The 19,235-nt window shown below is 45.0% G+C and carries 18 protein-coding genes; 17 read left to right on the top strand and 1 reads right to left on the bottom strand.

The window, feature by feature from the left end; all coding sequences use genetic code 11:
• Positions 1–288 precede the first annotated feature (288 nt).
• The 9 genes from AC5ELV_RS03960 (at position 289) to AC5ELV_RS03920 (ending at position 8,824) form a co-directional block, all read left to right on the top strand.
• Complete coding sequence (locus AC5ELV_RS03960; protein ID WP_203055899.1) at positions 289–1,527, top strand: glycosyltransferase family 2 protein; 1,239 nt, start codon at positions 289–291, stop codon at positions 1,525–1,527.
• Positions 1,528–1,836: 309 nt separating this feature from the next.
• Positions 1,837–2,334, top strand: a complete 498-nt coding sequence (gene infC / locus AC5ELV_RS03955; protein ID WP_013309378.1) for a translation initiation factor IF-3 — start codon at positions 1,837–1,839, stop codon at positions 2,332–2,334.
• A gap of 20 nt (positions 2,335–2,354) precedes the next feature.
• A complete protein-coding gene (gene rpmI, locus AC5ELV_RS03950; protein WP_013309379.1) occupies positions 2,355–2,555 on the top strand; it encodes a 50S ribosomal protein L35 in 201 nt (66 codons plus the stop codon).
• Between the two features lie 52 nt (positions 2,556–2,607).
• Positions 2,608–2,967, top strand: coding sequence for a 50S ribosomal protein L20 (gene rplT, locus AC5ELV_RS03945; RefSeq protein ID WP_007429517.1), 360 nt, complete (start codon positions 2,608–2,610; stop codon positions 2,965–2,967).
• A gap of 377 nt (positions 2,968–3,344) precedes the next feature.
• Positions 3,345–4,382: a BMP family lipoprotein gene (locus tag AC5ELV_RS03940; protein ID WP_023987755.1), complete on the top strand. Its 1,038-nt coding sequence runs from the start codon at positions 3,345–3,347 to the stop codon at positions 4,380–4,382.
• Between the two features lie 141 nt (positions 4,383–4,523).
• Complete coding sequence (locus tag AC5ELV_RS03935; protein ID WP_023987756.1) at positions 4,524–6,062, top strand: ABC transporter ATP-binding protein; 1,539 nt, start codon at positions 4,524–4,526, stop codon at positions 6,060–6,062.
• The gene (locus AC5ELV_RS03930) at positions 6,055–7,134 is read left to right on the top strand and encodes an ABC transporter permease (RefSeq protein WP_272640221.1); all 1,080 of its coding nucleotides are present in this window, start codon (positions 6,055–6,057) and stop codon (positions 7,132–7,134) included. The genes AC5ELV_RS03935 and AC5ELV_RS03930 overlap by 8 nt, the downstream gene beginning before the upstream one ends.
• A gap of 1 nt (position 7,135) precedes the next feature.
• Positions 7,136–8,095 (top strand): ABC transporter permease, encoded by a 960-nt coding sequence (locus AC5ELV_RS03925; protein WP_010349245.1) that lies wholly within the window; start codon positions 7,136–7,138, stop codon positions 8,093–8,095.
• Between the two features lie 381 nt (positions 8,096–8,476).
• On the top strand, positions 8,477–8,824 hold the full coding sequence (locus AC5ELV_RS03920; RefSeq protein WP_023987757.1) for a hypothetical protein: 348 nt from the start codon (positions 8,477–8,479) through the stop codon (positions 8,822–8,824).
• 34 nt (positions 8,825–8,858) lie between these two features.
• Here the strand turns inward: AC5ELV_RS03920 and AC5ELV_RS03915 are convergent, their stop codons facing one another.
• Positions 8,859–9,299: a GNAT family N-acetyltransferase gene (locus tag AC5ELV_RS03915; protein ID WP_493429191.1), complete on the bottom strand. Its 441-nt coding sequence runs from the start codon at positions 9,297–9,299 to the stop codon at positions 8,859–8,861.
• Between the two features lie 614 nt (positions 9,300–9,913).
• On the opposite strand from AC5ELV_RS03915, the gene ilvB reads away from it, so the two are divergent.
• From ilvB to AC5ELV_RS03875, 8 genes are all read left to right on the top strand, one after another.
• A complete protein-coding gene (gene ilvB, locus AC5ELV_RS03910; protein WP_493429190.1) occupies positions 9,914–11,659 on the top strand; it encodes a biosynthetic-type acetolactate synthase large subunit in 1,746 nt (581 codons plus the stop codon).
• A gap of 1 nt (position 11,660) precedes the next feature.
• A complete protein-coding gene (gene ilvN / locus AC5ELV_RS03905) occupies positions 11,661–12,146 on the top strand; it encodes an acetolactate synthase small subunit (RefSeq protein ID WP_023987760.1) in 486 nt (161 codons plus the stop codon).
• 157 nt (positions 12,147–12,303) lie between these two features.
• A complete protein-coding gene (ilvC, locus tag AC5ELV_RS03900; protein ID WP_013309387.1) occupies positions 12,304–13,296 on the top strand; it encodes a ketol-acid reductoisomerase in 993 nt (330 codons plus the stop codon).
• Positions 13,297–13,420: 124 nt separating this feature from the next.
• Positions 13,421–14,962 (top strand): 2-isopropylmalate synthase, encoded by a 1,542-nt coding sequence (locus AC5ELV_RS03895; protein ID WP_493429189.1) that lies wholly within the window; start codon positions 13,421–13,423, stop codon positions 14,960–14,962.
• Between the two features lie 202 nt (positions 14,963–15,164).
• Positions 15,165–16,241, top strand: coding sequence for a 3-isopropylmalate dehydrogenase (leuB, locus tag AC5ELV_RS03890; RefSeq protein ID WP_493429188.1), 1,077 nt, complete (start codon positions 15,165–15,167; stop codon positions 16,239–16,241).
• 323 nt (positions 16,242–16,564) lie between these two features.
• A complete protein-coding gene (locus AC5ELV_RS03885; RefSeq protein ID WP_023987763.1) occupies positions 16,565–17,104 on the top strand; it encodes a peroxiredoxin in 540 nt (179 codons plus the stop codon).
• Between the two features lie 260 nt (positions 17,105–17,364).
• Positions 17,365–17,781, top strand: a complete 417-nt coding sequence (locus AC5ELV_RS03880; protein WP_013309391.1) for a hypothetical protein — start codon at positions 17,365–17,367, stop codon at positions 17,779–17,781.
• A 337-nt stretch (positions 17,782–18,118) separates the two neighbouring features.
• The gene (locus tag AC5ELV_RS03875) at positions 18,119–19,222 is read left to right on the top strand and encodes an ATP-binding protein (RefSeq protein WP_250244028.1); all 1,104 of its coding nucleotides are present in this window, start codon (positions 18,119–18,121) and stop codon (positions 19,220–19,222) included.
• Positions 19,223–19,235: the final 13 nt, after the last annotated feature.

The following is a 19,235-nucleotide window of genomic DNA, read 5'->3' as shown; positions in this document are numbered from 1 at the left end:
CATGAATGAGAAGTGCAGCGCTGCATTCCCGGTTTAAACGGGAGTTTGTTGTGTTTTTTTGCTGCTGAGACCGGTTTAAGGGCTTTGACAAAAGATTGAAAACCAACGAAAATCGTAATGGCGTTCCTGTGTCAGCCAAAAGGGGGCTGCGCACAGCCAATGAAGAAAGCAAGGGTCGGGTCACAAACTACAGAAAAGGCGCGCAAAGCGCCGCAACTTGCGCTACACAGATAGAAAACAAACAAACGCAAGATTTTAAGGGGTATAAAAAGGGGGTAACAAGAGATCATGTTAGACGCTATTTTTGTGACGCTCCAGGTCATACTGGCGGTGATCGCAGTCTATCAGTTTGCATTCTCCTTGTTCGGATTGGTTCGCAAGAAAAGGAAAGGGCACGCGGCTCCAGAAAAATCATTTGCCATTTTAGTCGCTGCCCACAATGAAGAACAGGTTGTCGGAGCATTGATGGAAAATTTGAAGCAACTTGATTATCCGAAGGAACTTTACGATGTGTTCGTAATCTGTGATAACTGCACAGATAAGACTGCGGACATCGTTCGCGCTCACGGCATGAATGCTTGTGAACGTACGAATCCGAATCTGCGTGGTAAAGGCTACGCTATTGAGTGGATGCTCAAGGAATTATGGGCTATGCCACGCCAATATGATGCCATTGTCATGTTTGATGCTGACAATTTGGCGCATACCAATTTCTTGAGTGAAATGAATAATGATCTGTGTACAGGGGCCCGTGTTATCCAGGGGTACATTGATACTAAGAATCCTGAGGATTCTTGGATTACAGCGGCATACGGGGTATCTTATTGGTACATCAACCGTTTGTGGCAGCTGTCACGTCACAATCTGAACATGGCTAATTTCCTCGGTGGTACAGGCATGTGCTTTGAAACAAATCTGCTTAAGGAAATGGGCTGGGGTGCGACAAGTCTCGTAGAAGATTTGGAATTCACCATGCGCTGCACGCAGCGCAACGTATATCCAAGATTTAATTACGATGCCAAGGTATATGATGAAAAGCCGTTGACATTCAAGGCCTCGTCAAGACAGCGTCTGCGCTGGATGCAAGGTCACTTCACGGTCGCTCGTCGTTATTTCTTCCCGTTGCTGTGGCAAAGCATCAAGCATAGAAGCCTGATCAAATTCGATATGGCTCTTTATGGTCTGAACGTGTATATCGTACTGCTCACCTTCTTGATGACAGTAGCTATGTGGATAGATATCGCCTTCTTTGGTGGACCTAATATCGAGAACATCTATGTACAGTTACCAGCTTGGACCGGTGTTATAGCTATTGGTCTGAATGTTGCTACTTTTGTGCTCGCAATGATTTTGGAAAAGGTCACATTCAAAAAAGTATATCTGTACTTATTGCTGTTCCCGGTCTATGCGATATCGTGGTATCCGATTACGGTCTATGCGTTCTTCACGCAGAACAACAAGCAATGGAGCCATACCCAGCATACGCGTGTCGTTCGCCTAGAAGAGGTTCAGAGCAAGCAAGGTTAATTAGACGGTGAAATAGGACTAGAGATCGGTGTCATCAACTTTTATAAAAGTATTGACACCTCGATTGCATCGTGATAAGATATTTGAGTATGTTAATTGAAAAGTATGGATTAACAAGTAGAAGGTCCGACTTCTCACCTGCCCGGTATTGCCGGCTGGTCATGATCCAATGATTTGTGAATTGAACTTTCATGATGAATTGAGTATCAGACAGGGATGTCGGCTGTGTAGTCGTCATCCCTTTTTTGTGCTTAAACACAATACAACAATAACAGGTTCTGGAGGTGGAGGGTTATTAGTAAGGAACATATGATCAATGATGAGATTCGAGTGAGAGAAGTACGTCTAGTTGGTGCGAATGGGGAACAAATCGGGATTACACCGACGCGTGAAGCTTTGCAAATGGCGATTGACGCAAACTTGGATCTCGTGAACGTGGCGCCTCAAGCGAAGCCGCCCGTGTGTCGGATTATGGATTACGGTAAATTCCGCTATGAGCAACAGAAGAAAGAAAAGGAAGCCCGTAAAAACCAGAAGATCGTTGACATCAAAGAGGTATGGTTCCGTTCCAACATCGAGGAACATGACTACCAAACCAAGTTTCGCAATGTGGTGAAGTTCCTGAATGAAGGGGACAAGGTGAAATGCTCCGTTCGTTTCCGCGGCCGCGAAATTACCCATGCTAATGTGGGTCAAAAAATTCTCGAACGTGTGAAATTGGAAGTTGCTGATCTTTGTACCGTGGAGCGCCAACCCAAGCTCGAAGGACGCAGCATGATTATGATATTGGCTCCAAAGAGTCAATGACAAATTAAGGAGGAAGTTCAATGCCTAAAATGAAAACACATAGCAGCCTTAAAGGCCGCTTCAAAATTACCGGTACTGGTAAAGTAATGCGTTACAAAGCTTACAAAAACCATTTGCTTTCCCACAAATCCAAACGTGCAAAACGCGTTCTGGGTACTAACCCTGAGATGGCACCTGGGGACGTTAAACGTCTGAAACAAGGTCTTGCTAACCTGAAATAGCACTAGCACTGCAATGAATGAAGTATAAACATTATTTGGGAGGTCTATTGATATGGCAAGAGTAAAGGGCGGATTCGTCGTTCGTCGTCGTCATAAAAAAGTATTGAAGCTTGCTAAAGGTTATTTTGGTTCCAAACACCGCATTTTTAAAACAGCTAACGAGCAGGTAATGAAATCGCTTGTTTACGCATACCGTGACCGTCGTCAGACGAAACGTAACTTCCGCAGACTGTGGATCGTGCGTATCAACGCAGCAGCTCGTTTGAACGGTTTGTCTTACAGCAAATTGATGCACGGCCTGAAATTGGCTGGTGTGGACATTAACCGCAAAATCTTGGCTGATCTTGCAGTCAATGATATTAATGCATTCAACTCTTTGGCAACTGTTGCTAAAGGCAAAATCAACGCTTAATTATTAATAATGAAGGCGTGTAACCGCGAAAGTGGTAAAAAGGTATCCCAAGCAGTACGCTGTGTAGGGATGCCTTTTTTTGTACATACTCAATGTTACGGAAAAGACTTTGTTTTCTCCAAAATACGAATAAATATGACGTGAGATGGAAGAATGTATGTTTTTTTTAACTTTGTAGCGCTTACATTGATGGGATTCTAAAAAAAATTGACCCAAGGTTATTAATTGTCTAGATTTTAGCCGATCATAATTGTATAATCTCTAAAGTAAGTCTTCTGTACGATCTGTCTCGTCAGTAAATGACATGCATGAGCATGTACATGTTCAAAGAAAAGAGACAGTCCAGGGATCTAACACTAAGGGGGAACAGTATCAGCATGAAGAAAATGTTCAGTATGTCTTTGGTTATGCTGCTGGCGATCTCGGTCATTCTCGCAGGCTGCGGTAACAAAAATCAAGGTGCGTCCAACGCAAACGGTGGAGACACAGGTGGTTCTGCCAAAACATCGAATGTCCAAATCGGCATGGTTACAGATGTGGGTGGAGTAAACGACAAATCGTTTAACCAATCTGCTTGGGAGGCCCTACAAGCCACTGAGAAAGAATCGGGCGCTAAAGTTAAATACCTGCAAAGTAAATCCGATCAAGATTATATTCCTAACCTGAACCAATTTGTTAAGGGTGATTTTAACCTGACTTGGGGAATCGGTTTTAATCTGGCAAATGCGATTGGACAAGTAGCGAAAGACAACCCAAGCAAAAATTTGGCGATCATTGACAGTGTCGTGGATGCGCCTAACGTAAAATCAGTTGTTTTTGCTGAGAATGAAGGTTCCTTCTTGGTGGGAGTTGTAGCTGGTAAGCTTACCAAAACAAACAAAATTGGTTTTGTGGGTGGACAAGACAGCCCGCTGATCAAGCGTTTTGAAAAAGGCTTCGAAGCAGGAATTAAAGCTGTAAATCCAAATGCAAAATTGGAAGTTAACTATACAGGTGCATTTGATAAACCGGACCTGGGTAAAGCAGCCGCTGCAACGATCTATAACAGCGGTGCGGATATTATTTTCCATGCAGCTGGCGGATCTGGTACAGGTGTATTTAACGAAGCACTCGCACGTAAGCAACAAGGTCAGCAAGTATGGGTTATTGGCGTAGATAAAGACCAATCGCTTGAGTTTGGTGACGACGTAACATTGACTTCGATGGTAAAACGTGTAGATGAAGCTGTAAAACGTGTATCTAAAGAAGTGATTGATGGTAAATTTAAGGGCGGTGTCGAGACACTGGCTCTGAAGGATAATGGTATTGGCTTGGCAGACACATCAACGAAAAACGTACCTAAAGATGTGCTTGATCTTGTAGAACAATACAAGCAAAAAATTATTAAAGGCGAAATTACAGTTCCTTCGAAATAAGTTTTGGCTTGAAGAACATAGAAGTAGCGACAAGGCTGGTTCATAAGACTAGCCTTGTTCTTACGTCTGGAGTTATATGGATTATAACGGGCAAAATCAGCTCATTGGAGCACATACTATAAAGTGTATAAGGGTGATCTCATGGATGCAGCGACCCCCGTCGTTGAGTTAAAGCAAATTACAAAACGATTCCCCGGCATCGTTGCCAACGACTCCATCAGCATCAAGCTGCATAAGGGAGAAATTCATGCCCTTTTGGGTGAGAATGGCGCGGGTAAATCTACGCTTATGAATATTCTTTTCGGACTGTATCAGCCGGATGAAGGGACCATTGAAATCGGAGGTAAACCCGTACAGATTGATAGTCCAAATAAGGCGATTGATCTGGGGATTGGCATGGTGCATCAGCATTTTAAACTCGTACAGCCGTTTACCGTTACCGAAAATATTGTCCTGGGCTCGGAGCCACGTAAGGGTCTGAAAATCAATTATAAAAAGGCAGCCGCAGAAGTACAGCGGTTGTCTGAGCAGTACGGCCTTCAGGTAAATCCGAATGCCAAAATTGAGGATATATCTGTTGGTATGCAGCAACGTGTAGAAATTATCAAAACGCTCTATCGTGGTGCAGATATTCTGATTTTCGATGAGCCTACAGCTGTACTGACACCACAGGAGATCACTGAGTTGCTGGACATTATGAAACGCTTGGTGGCTGAAGGCAAATCAATTATTCTTATTACTCATAAACTTAAAGAAATCATGCAAATTGCAGATACCGTTACGATCATTCGCCGAGGTCAGGTTATTGATACGGTCAAGACGTCTGAAACAACACCAAATGAGCTGGCTGAGAAAATGGTGGGCCGTCGTGTGTCCTTTAAAGTGGACAAGCAGCTTGCGCAACCAGGACAAACGGTACTGGAAATGAACAATGTAATTTCTAAAAACAAGGATGGCATTAATGTTCTAAATGAGTTGAACCTGCAGGTCAAGGCGGGCGAGATTTTGGGGATTGCCGGAGTGGATGGCAATGGACAGAGTGAGCTGATCGAAGCTTTGACAGGCTTACGCAAGGTAGATGGCGGGAGCATTCGTTTGCTCGGACAAGAGGTGGCCAATCAGCCACCACGCAAAATTTCAGAGGCAGGCGTTTCGCATATACCAGAGGACCGTCATAAGCATGGGCTGGTGCTCGATTTTTCTATGAGTGAAAATATGGTGCTGGAGACGTATTACCAGGCGCCTTACAGTAAAAATGGCTTTTTGAACAAAGATGCTATAGAGAAACAGGCCAAAAGTCTTATCGAAAAGTTTGATGTAAGAACACCGGATATTCACACCAAGGCAAGAGCATTATCTGGTGGGAACCAGCAGAAGGCTATCATTGCGCGTGAAATTGATAAAAATCCAGACCTTCTTATTGCCGCCCAGCCTACACGCGGTCTGGATGTCGGAGCTATTGAATTTGTCCAGAAACAACTGATTGCCCAGCGGGACCAAGGTAAAGCTGTGTTGCTCATATCTTTTGAACTGGACGAGATTATGAATGTATCCGATCGAATTGCTGTCATCTATGAGGGCAAGATTGTCGGGGAAGTGCTGCCGGAAGAAACGAATGACCAGGAACTGGGACTGATGATGGCAGGAAGTGCAGTGAAGAAAGGAGTAGAGAATGGCTAACCTATTGAAAATATTCACAAAAGACTCCTTTGTACTGGCACTGGTCTCTATTATTTTGGGCCTCCTTCTGGGTGCTGTCGTGATGCTGATTGGCGGGTATGATCCTATTGTGGCCTACTCTGCTTTGTTTAGTCGTGTGTACGGAGATTCCTATAACTTTGGAGAGGCTATCCGTGAGATGACTCCGCTGATTTTAACGGGGTTGGCATTTGCTTTTGCGGCCCGCGCCGGATTGTTCAATATTGGCGGCGAAGGTCAGTTTCTGGTAGGTATGACAGCTGCTTCGATTGTAGGCATTAAACTCCATGGGCTGCCAGCTATCATTCATGCACCGCTAGCTGTGATTGCAGGCGCAGTTTTCGGAGGCCTATGGGCTGCGATCGCTGGCTATTTGAAGGCCAAACGAGGCGTGAATGAAGTTATTACATGTATTATGATGAACTGGATCGGCCTGTATTTGGCTAATTTGGTGATCAATCAGTTCGCACTTATGGATGGTGAAAATCGTTCTGTGGATATTCAGCCTTCTGCTTCAATTTCCATCGAATGGCTGTCTCAGATGATGGGGAATGCTCGGGTACATTGGGGCACAGTTATTGCTGTGCTGGCGGCAGTCTTTTTCTACATTTTCATGTGGAAAACAAAGCAAGGCTATGAGCTTCGGGCTGTCGGATTTAATCAGGATGCATCCCGTTATGCAGGTATGAATGTAAATCGTAATATCATAAAAGCGATGTTCATTAGTGGGGTTTTTGCCGGATTGGCAGGCGCCTTTGAAGTGCTGGGAGTATTCCATTATCAATCTGTCATGGCAGGATCACCGGGAACCGGCTTTGACGGTATCGCTGTAGCTCTGATTGGGATGAATAACCCATTCGGTGTGCTGCTCGGTTCTGTTTTGTTCGGAACGCTTACGTATGGTTCTGCGGGGATGAGCTTTAGCGCAGATGTACCGCCCGAGATTATCCGGGTTGTCATTGGCTCGATTATTTTCTTCATTGCGGCCCAAGGTATTGTACGTTGGGTTGTGAAGCCGCTCTACTCCAAGCGGAAGAAAGAGAAGGTGTTGTAAAATGAGTTGGTTAACACTTGGTGAATTAATCCATACAACGCTCGTTTTTGCGACGGCGATTATTTTTGCGTCTCTCGGCGGAGTTTTTTCAGAAAAATCCGGTGTAACGAACCTCGGGTTGGAAGGACTTATGGTATTTGGAGCGTTTGCAGCGGGGGTTGGAGGATTTTATGCCGAGCAAGCTGGACTAGGAGGCACCTCTGCGGCTTGGGTAGGTGTGCTGTCAGCTGCGGTGTTCGGTATTTTGGTTTCGCTAATTCATGCTGTAGCCTCTATTACGTTTAAAGCCGATCAGGTAATAAGCGGTATAGTGATTAACTTTCTGGCAGCAGGTAGTACACTGTATATGGTCAAGCTCTTATTTGAGGGCGATGGAGACACCGGTCGGATTCAGGGTTTTAACGAAATATCCATCCCTTACCTTGTGGATATCCCGATTGCAGGAAAAGCCTTTTTCCAAGCCTACCCGACAACATATTTAGCCATTCTATTAGTTATTATTGGCTATTTTACTTTGTATAAAACACCGTTTGGCTTACGTTTGCGTTCCGTTGGGGAGCATCCAGGAGCGGCCGATACAGTGGGTATTAAAGTAAATCGTCTTCGTTATATTGGTGTTATGATCAGTGGGGCGTTGGCTGGGATTGGTGGAGCTACAATCACTCTGACTACAACCAACATGTTCTCGCACAATACAGTTTCGGGGCAGGGATATATTGCTATTGCCGCTATGATTTTTGGTAAATGGAATCCGCTCGGCGCTTTTGGCGCAGCAGTGTTTTTTGGTTTTTCACAAGCCATTCGCAATTATGTGCAGCTGTTTGCATGGTCGCAAAGTATTCCCCAGGAAATTATTTTTATGTTGCCGTATCTCCTGACGATTATTGTACTGGTAGCGGCTGTCGGACGTTCACGCGCTCCGGCCGCTTTGGGTCAACTTTATGATCCAAGCAAGCGTTAAAACTTATAAACAGCTGATGTGTATGTTTTGAAAAATGTACATTGGTGTGAGGATTTTGCAAAAATCCCATAAGCGACTTCAAATGAACAAGATATAGATCGAAATGGTTTAGTTCGTCTATATCTTGCACTTCGGAGCGACTGGAATCGAATTTTGCAAAATCCTGGTGTATAAAAATCTGGTATCTGCATGTGCAGGTACCAGATTTTTTTTATTGTGCAGGCATTTAAACATACGCTACTGGTATGAATGGAATAGACTGTGCTATGCAGATTGGACGGGACGCTCGGCCCCTGTCAGCTCCGGTCTATTTTGTGGTGGTGATGAGCTATCAAGGAGCCGTTCAATCTGTCCATCCGTTGAGAAGAAGGAGGAAATACGATGAAACAGGCAGTAACCAGAAAGCAGGTGGAGAAGCTTGTGGGCAAAGTCATCTTTGCTACTCGCAAGGATGGTTCCCAGGTCAGCGGCAAGCTGATTCGTATTTCGGGTAACCGACTGGTTCTTCAACCAAACCGCAAGAAAAAAGTAAACACGAAGGCGATTATTCCTCTGGTGCTGTTTGACTTGCTTGCCATCGGCACAGCTCCATACATTGGTGCCTATGGTGGGGGATATGGTGGCTACGGTCCAGGTTATGGAGGACCAGGATATGGTCCGCAGCCAGGCCCGTATACAGACGGGGGATACCCCGGGGTAGGATATCCGTATTACCCTAATTTATTTTAGTCATACAAAATCTTGAGCCCGAAAAAGATACTTTTTACAGTAACTTTTCGAGTTCGTGGCATCGGCTCAGAGCTACGTATCGCAGCATTTGATATTGATGACGCAGATAAAAGTGGATCCCCCTGATATTGTCTTCGTCCACCATCACTTTAGCCCGCTTGCAGCGACGCAGTCGTCCGTAGTGTTCGGCATGCTCCAGCAGTTTTTTTCCGTATCGCATACCTTGATGAGCCGAAGAGATTGCGATCAAATCAATGTATAATAGTTCGCCATGCAGCATAACATGAATGAAGCCAACAACCTGTGCATTATCCGGTCTGCAAGCTACAAAAGTGATGCCCCGGTTTAAGCGCCGGGGTAATTCTTTGCGTATTTGTTCCATTTCTGGGGCACTTAAATGCGATAGGGGGACAAGCTCTTGCTCGATGAGACGAAAGATGATGGTGTCATCTTGAGAGCTGCGTTTTCGAATCATAAACGGGCCTCCTTTTCTACCCTTTTAACAAGATAAGACGTGGCTTTGGAGGAGTGCACTGTCTCATCGTGTGGTCTTTTTTTATAGTATGCGGGTACCTCTTACAAGCGTGCGACTCTGAGGTGCTTCAGAAAAGAAACATAAATTTTTATGAAATATGGGTATTGACTATCCCAGATGGGAGACATATAATGTGTCTAAACATTTGAAAGAATGACATGAACTCAACGGCAATGAAGAGGACGAAGTGATTAGGGCTCTTTTGTTCAGAGAGTGAGGCATTAGCTGCAAGCTTCACCAAAATCCCTTTTTAACGAGCTCACCTTGGAGCTGTTTTCCTGAAAAGTATTTGGGCCCGATGATAGTAGCGGTGCGCTGAATCACCTATTAGGGAAAATCGTACGGTCTACGTTACAGACGCCAGATATGGAAATCCTTTGCGATTTCTGTACCTGCCAAGGTTCGATATTGCGAAATATCGGGCAAACACGGGTGGTACCACGGAAGCTACAGCCTTTCGTCCCTCAGTAACAGCAAGTCTGTTCTAGGGATGAAAGGTTTTTTTGTTTTTACAAATGTCAGATGTATGTAAATTTTGTAAAGGAGGATGACCAATGAGTGCACAAATTCCTGAAGTTAGGTCAACCAATGAATTACGTGAAAAGTGGATGAAGCCTGAAGTGATTACAGGTTCGGAAATTTTACTCCGTAGCCTGTTGCTGGAGGGAGTAGAATGTGTCTTCGGATATCCTGGTGGTGCAGTGCTTTATATCTATGATGCCATGTATGGCTTTAAGGATTTCAAGCATGTCCTCACTCGTCACGAACAAGGAGCTATTCATGCGGCAGATGGTTATGCACGGGCGAGCGGTAAAGTGGGCGTCTGTATCGCGACCTCTGGACCTGGAGCGACAAACCTGGTAACTGGTATTGCGACGGCTTTTATGGATTCGGTGCCGTTGGTGGTCATCACGGGTAACGTTGTATCTTCCCTGATCGGTACGGATGCTTTCCAAGAAGCCGATATCACGGGAATTACAATGCCGATTACGAAGCACAGCTATCTGGTAAGAGATGTAGAGGATCTGCCGCGAATCATCCATGAGGCATTTCATATTGCCAACACAGGTCGGAAGGGACCAGTGCTGATTGATATTCCAAAGGATATTTCTGCAGCCCAGACGTTGTTTGTTCCACAAACCGAACCTGTGACCATGCGGGGGTATAACCCGAAAGTGTTGCCCAACAAAATTCAACTAGACAAGCTAACCCAAGCTATTTCCGAAGCAGAACGTCCATTCATTCTGGCAGGTGGAGGAGTTGTATACTCCGGTGGACATGAAGCACTTTACGAGTTTGTTCGTAAAACGGAAATTCCCATTACGACAACATTGCTCGGATTGGGTGGTTTCCCAAGTGGACATGAACTGTGGACGGGGATGCCGGGGATGCATGGAACATACACCTCCAATCAGGCGATTCAACAGTCAGATCTGTTGATCTGTATCGGAGCCCGCTTTGATGATCGGGTAACAGGCAAGTTAGATGGGTTTGCTCCTCAAGCTAAAATCGTCCACATTGATATCGATCCTGCTGAAATTGGAAAAAATGTTGCAGCGGATATTCCTATCGTGGGTGATGTGAAGGCAGTGCTGGAATTGCTGAATCAAGATGTGAAACGTGCGGACCTGGCTGATGCATGGAGAGCGCAAATTCAGCAATGGAAGAATGAGAAACCTTATTCTTATAAGGATTCTGAAACGGTGCTTAAACCACAATGGGTTGTTGAGATGTTGGATGAAACGACCAAGGGCGGCGCAATCGTAACGACGGACGTGGGACAGCATCAAATGTGGGCAGCGCAGTATTACAAATTCAATCAGCCACGCTCATGGGTCACCTCTGGTGGACTCGGTACAATGGGATTTGGTTTCCCTTCCGCAATCGGTGCTCAGATGGCCAATCCCGACAGATTGGTAATATCGATTAACGGGGACGGCGGTATGCAGATGTGTTCGCAGGAATTAGCCATCTGTGCAATCAATAACATTCCGGTTAAAATCGTAATTATCAACAACCAGGTGCTTGGAATGGTTCGCCAATGGCAGGAATTGATCTATAACAATCGGTATAGTCACATTGACCTGGCGGGAAGTCCGGATTTTGTGAAACTTGCCGAAGCATACGGAGTCAAAGGACTGCGTGCTACGAATAAGGAAGAGGCACGTCGGGCTTGGCAGGAGGCGCTTGATACACCCGGACCGGTCGTTGTCGAGTTTGTAGTCAGCAAGGAAGAGAATGTATATCCGATGGTGACGCAAGGTTCGACAATTGATCAAATGCTGATGGGGGACGAGTAAAATGACAACAAAAAATACCATTGCTGTACTGGTAAATGATCAACCCGGCGTTTTGCAACGTGTGTCTGGCCTGTTCGGTCGCCGCGGCTTTAACATTGAGAGCATAACTGTGGGACAATCGGAAGAAGTTGGATTATCCCGTATGGTCATTGTGACTGTAGGGGATGAGAATAACCTGGAGCAGATTGAAAAGCAGCTTTACAAGCTGGTTGATGTGATCAAGGTCATCGATCTCAGTTCCAAGCCAATGGTAGCCCGGGAATTGGCGATGATAAAAGTAAAGGCAGAACCGCCTCAACGGCCAGAGATTATGGGCGTAGTAGAAACATTCAGAGCAGCTGTAATTGATGTTGGAACGACGAGCTTGATCGTACAGGTCATTGGCGATACAGAAAAAATTGATGCCATGATCGAGTTGTTGAAGCCTTACGGTATTCGGGAGTTGACTCGAACCGGGGTTACAGCTATGATACGTGGCAATGCTTAATATGGAGCTTTAACGAATTACCGCTTATAGCGCATTACATCAATAAAGAACCGCCCGCATAAGAGCGGGGGCTCGAAGAGATTTTTAGATACTAATTACGAGTCTCTTGGAGTACCCGCTCATTATGAAGGGTCCAATTAAAAGGAGGAAATTAACCATGGCAGTTACAACGTACTACGAAAAAGATGCAGAACTCAGCGTATTGAAAGGAAAGACGGTGGCCGTTATCGGTTACGGTAGCCAAGGACATGCTCAAGCACAAAACTTGCGTGACAGTGGTGTGAATGTTGTTATTGGTTTGCGTGAAGGCAAATCAGCTGATGTCGCAAGAAACGACGGTTTTGAAGTTCTGAACGTAGCTGATGCAACAAGCCGTGCAGATGTGGTTCAAATTTTGTTACCTGATGAAACTCAAGCTTCTGTGTACAAAAATGAAATTGAACCTAACCTGAAAAAAGGCGCAGCTCTTTTGTTCTCCCATGGTTTTAACGTTCATTTTGGACAAATCGTAGCTCCTAAAGATAGCGATGTATTGCTGGTTGCTCCAAAATCCCCAGGACATATGGTACGTCGTACCTATGTAGAAGGGTTTGGAGTACCGGGGTTGATCGCAATTGAGCAGGACGCAACGGGTCAAGCCAAAGAAATCGGTCTTGCTTACGCTAAAGGCATTGGCTGTACACGTGCGGGCGTAATTGAAACCTCCTTCCGTGAAGAAACGGAGACGGATCTGTTCGGTGAGCAGGCGGTATTGTGTGGCGGCGTGAGCGCACTCGTAAAAGCGGGCTTTGAAACATTGACTGAAGCAGGATATGCTCCTGAGATGGCATACTTTGAATGCTTGCATGAGCTTAAGCTGATCGTTGACCTGATGTATGAAGGTGGATTGGCAACGATGCGTGATTCCATCAGTAATACAGCGGAATATGGCGATTATGTAACTGGACCACGCGTGGTAACGGAAGATACGAAGAAAGCCATGAAGGATGTATTGACTGACATTCAACAAGGTAAATTTGCTCGTGACTTCATCCTTGAAAATCAATCTGGACGTGCATTCCTGACGGCTACTCGTCGTAATGAAGCTAACCATCCGATTGAAGTGGTGGGCGGACAATTGCGTGAAATGATGCATTGGATCAAAAAGTAATAATCTTTTGTACTATAAATACGACAACATGAATTATTTATAAATATTAATTACAATGCGGCCCTGCTTATTGCGTGAGCCGCATTGTAATTTAAGGGTCCTAATCCTGGGGAGGTGCGTTGGGTTGCGCAAAATATATATATTTGACACAACGTTGAGAGACGGAGAACAGTCACCTGGCGTGAACTTGAATACTCGTGAAAAAGTGGAGATTGCTCATCAGTTGGAGAAGCTGGGAATCGATCGTATGGAGGCTGGGTTCCCGGCTGCTTCTCCGGGTGATCTGGCAGCTGTTAATGCTGTAGCAAAAGCTGTAAAAAATTCGACGGTGATTGGTCTTTCGCGTGCAAGGGAACAGGATATTGATGCGGTACGCGAGGCACTCAAGGGAGCTCAGGACCCGTGTATCCATATCTTTTTAGCAACTTCACCTATTCACCGTCAACATAAGCTGCGGATGGAGAAGGCACAGGTATTGGAAACTGCTCGTGCTGCCATACGCTATGGGTTGAAATATTTGCCTAAAGTGGAGTTTTCTTTGGAGGATGCAGGTCGTACAGAGCTTGATTTTGTAGTTGAAATGGTCACCATGGCTGTACAAGAAGGGGCTTCTGTCGTCAACATTCCAGATACGGTAGGTTACTTGACACCCTACGAGTATGGAAATATATTCAAACATGTTAAGGAAAATGTGGCCGATGTGGAGAAGATTCAATTGAGTGCACATTGCCACAATGACCTGGGAATGGCTACCGCCAATACACTTGCTGCCATCCTGAACGGTGCGGATCAGATTGAGGGGACCATTAACGGTATCGGTGAACGCGCTGGAAACACGGCCATTGAGGAAATCGCCATGGCACTGGAGACGAGACAGGAATTTTTTCAGGCCAAAACGTCTCTGCAATTATCTGAAATTGCGCGCACGAGCCGTTTGGTTAGCCGTTTGACGGGGATGGTGGTGCCGGGCAACAAGGCGATTGTTGGAGCCAATGCTTTTGCGCACGAATCAGGTATTCATCAAGACGGTATGCTGAAAGAGAAAACGACTTATGAAATCATGACACCAGAAAGTATTGGTCTGAAAGAAAGCAAGCTGGTACTCGGTAAGCACTCAGGTCGTCATGCTTTCCGTGAGCGTTTGATCGAGTTGGGCTACGAATTGAAAGAAGAAGATTTGAATCGCGCTTTCGGGCAGTTCAAGGATTTGGCTGATAAGAAGAAGGAAGTTTCGGACGATGATATTTTGGCATTGCTGGAAGAAAAATTGGCCGATGCACCTGAAGTCTTCAAGCTGGAAACCATTTTTGTTACCTACGGGAACAAGGCTACGCCTTCCGCACAAGTGCGTCTGGTTAACGATGAAGGTCAGGTTATTGAGACAGAAGCTGAAGGAAATGGTTCAGTCGATGCGATCTATAATGCGATTGACCAAGCCAGCAGCGAGAGCGTTGTACTTTCAGATTACTCCATCAAGTCTGTTACCCATGGCAAGGACGCTCTGGGTGAAGTCCATGTAGTGCTGACCCAAAACGGACTGTCTGTACAGGGACGCGGGGTAAGCACCGATATTCTGGAAGCAAGTGCTCGAGCTTACGTGGATGCGCTGAATGGTTTAATCGACAAGCGTAAAAACTACAGCAATCGCGTAGATTATAAATCTTAATTTTTTTGCAGACTTGAGAGTTGGGTTTACAGGATCGGGTTTTTCCGGTCCTGTTTTCTTTTTTTTGATGAAAAAACCAGCTTATAGGCTGTGCCTATTGAATTGATAGATTCTATATCTTGGTCAAAGCCCTGCCATATATGTTACAAAGAAGGTATGAAAAATACGGTTGTATAGCTGTATAACAAGAGGAGTGTACGTGATGGCAGACGTTAAAAAGATTGCAGTAATAGCGGGAGATGGAATTGGACCTGAAGTGGTCGCAGAGGCAGAGAAAATTTTGAAACGTACGGAAGAAGTGTTCGGCCTTTCATTTGAAACGGAGCATGCACTGTTCGGCGGTATTGCCATTGATAAGAAGGGCACACCATTGCCGGAAGAAACACTGGCAGTATGTCAATCTGCAGATGCTGTTCTGCTGGGGGCGGTAGGAGGACCACAATGGGACAACAATCCAAAGGAGCTTCGTCCTGAAACCGGACTGCTGGGCATTCGCAAAGAGCTTGGTCTGTTTTCGAATCTTCGTCCTGCTGTCGTCTTTGACTGTCTCAAGGACGCGTCTACATTGAAACCGGAAGTGTTGGAAGGAACGGACCTGATCGTGGTGCGCGAACTGACGGGCGGCATTTATTTCGGCGAAAAGTTCAGACGAGAAAGTCCTCAGGGTGAGGAAGCAGTCGATACTTGTGCATATAATGTAACAGAAGTAGAGCGTATAGTGCGCCAATCTTTCGAAATTGCACAAAAACGTCGCAAAAAACTTGCATCGGTGGATAAGGCTAATGTACTGGAAACTTCCCGTTTATGGCGTGAAGTAGTGAACCGGGTTGCTGTAGACTACCCGGATGTCGAGCTGGAACATGTATTGGTTGATAACTGCGCCATGCAGTTGCTGCGTCGTCCATCTAGCTTCGACGTCATCGTGACGGAAAATATGTTTGGTGACATTCTCAGTGATGAAGCGGCTATGCTGACCGGATCCATCGGCATGCTCTCCTCCGCATCACTTGGAGAAGGCAGCTTCGGCCTATACGAGCCGGTACATGGCTCGGCGCCTGACATTGCAGGTCAAGGACTGGCGAATCCCATTGCAACGATTTTGTCCGTTGCTTTGATGTTCCGTCTCACCTTTGGGTACGAGAAGGCAGCTGATGCCATTGAGAAAGCGGTAGCTGAGGTACTGGATGCAGGGCACCGTACGGCGGATATTGCGGTGGTTAAATCTCAAGCGATCTCGACAACTCAAATGGGCGATCTGATTGCAGCAGCTATTCGTTAAAAGCTCCGTAAATGCACCTGTTCTGAAAAAAAGCTTCCTATTTATATAGTAAGGTTATACAGTACAGCCTTTTCGACAAATGTTTGGCACAGTAGCTCCTGAGCAATCAGGAGCTACTTGTATATTCGAAAGTTCAAAATGTGAATAAATTATGAATTTTTAAGCTAGTTTAAAATTATTATAAAAAAGTAATGGTTACAATATTGACTTTGATTTCAGCGAATGATAACATTTATCAAGTAAGTTGTTCATTACAATACGGATGATTGAGAAAAGCACATTCGGTGTTTTTCTTACATATTTTAAAGGAGGATTTCATTATTATGGCAGAAAGATTGGTAGGAAGACCCGCCCCTGATTTTGCATTGGAAACAGTGACTGGAGACGGTCAAGAATTTGGTTCGGTGAAGCTTTCCGATTACCGTGGCAAGTGGCTCGTATTTTTCTTCTATCCACTGGATTTCACTTTTGTGTGCCCTACGGAAATTACAGCGTTGAGCGATGCTGCTGACCAATTCAAAGAGCTGGATACTGAAATTCTGGGTATCAGTGTAGACTCCGTGCACAGCCACAAAGCATGGATTAACACAGCTAAAGAAAACAACGGTCTGGGCAAACTGAACTTCCCATTGGCTTCTGACATTACGAAAAAAACAGCAAGCGATTATGGTGTTCTGATCGAAGAAGAAGGAGTTGCATTGCGCGGCTTGTTCATCATTGATCCAGAAGGCGAATTGAAATATCAAGTGGTTAACCACAACGATGTAGGTCGCAGTGTGGAAGAAACATTGCGTGTGCTGCAGGCTTTGCAATCCGGTGGCTTGTGCCCAATGAACTGGAAACCAGGCGATCAAAATCTGTAATATAAGCTTCACAAGTTGAAATTAAACAAGCAAGCCCCCAACAAGCGGTTATTCTGCCGTTATTGGGGGCTTGCTTGCCTGCGCTGTGCAGCGGAAGATATGAGGATAGCCTGTTTGAATGAGGCAATACAGAGTGAAGTAACAAATAATTATGGAAATGTTGTTGTGTTCTGGAGGAATTTTGCCAGACGAAAGCGAATAAGGTATTGTAGAAGATAAACAAGGCAGAACAGGTTTTGTTCAGAGGAGGCTGAGCCCGGATGAGTTATTGCTGTGGAGCAAGCATGGTAGGAACCAAGGGAACGCTGAAGCATTACCGCACCCAAGTTCATAATGTTCCTTTGCTGTTTTGCCCGGTATGTCGTCGCATTGAAGTTCATTATAAAGTTGAAAATGAGTATGAAATTTTGGCTGAATATGCACATGGAGATGGGGCAACCGAGATTGATTTTCAGGATTATGTCATGGAAGACGATGATACGATATTTGAAAATTGTGTGAATCGTGAAAGTGAAGATGCGTTCGAAATTGTGAAGCGTCAAATTGACATATCCCTGGATTTATTGATGGTAGCCAAACAGATGAATGATGAAAAATGGCAGGGAGAGCTTAAGAGAAGACTGGCCGTTATGAGCCAAAGACGATCCCGGCTTCAACATAATAAGAGCGGCAGCTGACATCCTACACACCAAAGAAGCTCTCAATTCTGGAGAGCTTCTTTGGTGTGTAGGGCGCTTGTTCCTAACTTAATCTTTCATTTTGGTAATGTTGCGCAGATATTATGACGAAAGAAAACAGGATAAAAATTTGGATTCGACACTTTTTCCGATTGACTGCGATCCTTAATCTTGTCTATCATAAAATAAGACTCGAATTGGAAAGAGATGGTCGGATTTCTGTGAAACTGTTTTCCACACCATTGAAGGGTAGTCGATAGATGCCTTTCTCTTCTTCAAGATTATTACGCGTCCGAAACGGCCAGTTTGTCATTCCGAAACAAGGGGGAAGCCTGGCATGATCAGTGAATTCCAAGAAGCCTTGCTTGATACCGTGGGAGCTTGTCCTTCCACACAGATCGCCAATAACAAGTATGAAAATGTGCTGGAGAACCTGGATAGTGGTATCATGCTGTTTGACAGTGACGGGGTACTGACCTTTATTAACGTGCAAATGGCGAAATTGCTGGAGCTACCACGGAGTTCGCTAGCAGGTCGCAATTTGATGCAAATTTTGCATCATCCTGAGTTAAGTCGGTTTAAGAAGAAGAAAATCATGCGGATTTATAAAGAAACTATCTTTCATAGAAAGCGCTATCATGAGCTGATTGATGAGTATGGTCGGCATTGGTTGATAACAGTGACCTATGGTGATCAGATGGATGGGGATTTTCTGTTTAGCGTCAAGGATGTGTCGGATTATAAGCAGATTGAGCAGACGGCGTATCAAAACGATAAGCTGGCGATGCTGGGACGCATCTCTGCCTCTATCGCCCATGAAATCCGTAACCCGCTTACCGCAATCCGAGGCTTTATTCAATTGCTTCGGCCGCATTTGGTGGAGTTGGGCAGGGATGAGTATGCCCGCATTATATTAACAGAAATTGATCGTGCGAACGACATTATTTATGAGTTCTTAAATTCGTCCAAGCCTTCGGCTCCGCAAAAAACGGCTGTATCTGTGATGGGCTTGCTGAAAGAGGTAGTGATGCTGACAGAAAGCGAAGCGTTGATGAAGGGTTGTCAGATTGCATTGGACGAAAATGATGAGCTCATGAAGGTTTCCATTGACGTGAAGCAGATTAAGCAGGTTATCCTCAATATGATTAAAAATGCGATGGATGCCATTGAAAGCATCCGTGGGGAACGAGAGGGCTGCATCGATATCCATACAGTGCTCGAAGGCAATTATGTTCACATTTGTATTGAAGATAACGGATTAGGTATGGATCACAATACATTGGCGCGTTTATTTGATCCTTTTTTTACAACAAAAGAAAGTGGAACCGGATTGGGGTTGGCTGTGAGCTATCGAATTATCAAAAATCACGGAGGCTTCATACATGTAGACAGTAAACATGGAATTGGCACACAATTCAAAATCACGCTTCCTGTAGTTTAACATGGGGAGGTTT

It is taken from the genome of Paenibacillus sp. NMA1017 (assembly GCF_058895805.1).
This window is presented reverse-complemented; position numbering and strand designations above follow the sequence as displayed.

Excerpts from the sequence above, each read along its gene's own strand:
- AC5ELV_RS03960 (WP_203055899.1), top strand. The coding sequence starts at position 289 with ATGTTAGACGCTATTTTTGTGACGCTCCAGGTCATACTGGCGGTGATC.
- infC (WP_013309378.1), top strand. The coding sequence starts at position 1,837 with ATGATCAATGATGAGATTCGAGTGAGAGAAGTACGTCTAGTTGGTGCG.
- rpmI (WP_013309379.1), top strand. The coding sequence starts at position 2,355 with ATGCCTAAAATGAAAACACATAGCAGCCTTAAAGGCCGCTTCAAAATT.
- rplT (WP_007429517.1), top strand. The coding sequence starts at position 2,608 with ATGGCAAGAGTAAAGGGCGGATTCGTCGTTCGTCGTCGTCATAAAAAA.
- AC5ELV_RS03940 (WP_023987755.1), top strand. The coding sequence starts at position 3,345 with ATGAAGAAAATGTTCAGTATGTCTTTGGTTATGCTGCTGGCGATCTCG.
- AC5ELV_RS03935 (WP_023987756.1), top strand. The coding sequence starts at position 4,524 with ATGGATGCAGCGACCCCCGTCGTTGAGTTAAAGCAAATTACAAAACGA.
- AC5ELV_RS03930 (WP_272640221.1), top strand. The coding sequence starts at position 6,055 with ATGGCTAACCTATTGAAAATATTCACAAAAGACTCCTTTGTACTGGCA.
- AC5ELV_RS03925 (WP_010349245.1), top strand. The coding sequence starts at position 7,136 with ATGAGTTGGTTAACACTTGGTGAATTAATCCATACAACGCTCGTTTTT.
- AC5ELV_RS03920 (WP_023987757.1), top strand. The coding sequence starts at position 8,477 with ATGAAACAGGCAGTAACCAGAAAGCAGGTGGAGAAGCTTGTGGGCAAA.
- AC5ELV_RS03915 (WP_493429191.1), bottom strand. The coding sequence starts at position 9,299 with ATGATTCGAAAACGCAGCTCTCAAGATGACACCATCATCTTTCGTCTC.
- ilvB (WP_493429190.1), top strand. The coding sequence starts at position 9,914 with ATGAGTGCACAAATTCCTGAAGTTAGGTCAACCAATGAATTACGTGAA.
- ilvN (WP_023987760.1), top strand. The coding sequence starts at position 11,661 with ATGACAACAAAAAATACCATTGCTGTACTGGTAAATGATCAACCCGGC.
- ilvC (WP_013309387.1), top strand. The coding sequence starts at position 12,304 with ATGGCAGTTACAACGTACTACGAAAAAGATGCAGAACTCAGCGTATTG.
- leuB (WP_493429188.1), top strand. The coding sequence starts at position 15,165 with ATGGCAGACGTTAAAAAGATTGCAGTAATAGCGGGAGATGGAATTGGA.
- AC5ELV_RS03885 (WP_023987763.1), top strand. The coding sequence starts at position 16,565 with ATGGCAGAAAGATTGGTAGGAAGACCCGCCCCTGATTTTGCATTGGAA.
- AC5ELV_RS03880 (WP_013309391.1), top strand. The coding sequence starts at position 17,365 with ATGAGTTATTGCTGTGGAGCAAGCATGGTAGGAACCAAGGGAACGCTG.
- AC5ELV_RS03875 (WP_250244028.1), top strand. The coding sequence starts at position 18,119 with ATGATCAGTGAATTCCAAGAAGCCTTGCTTGATACCGTGGGAGCTTGT.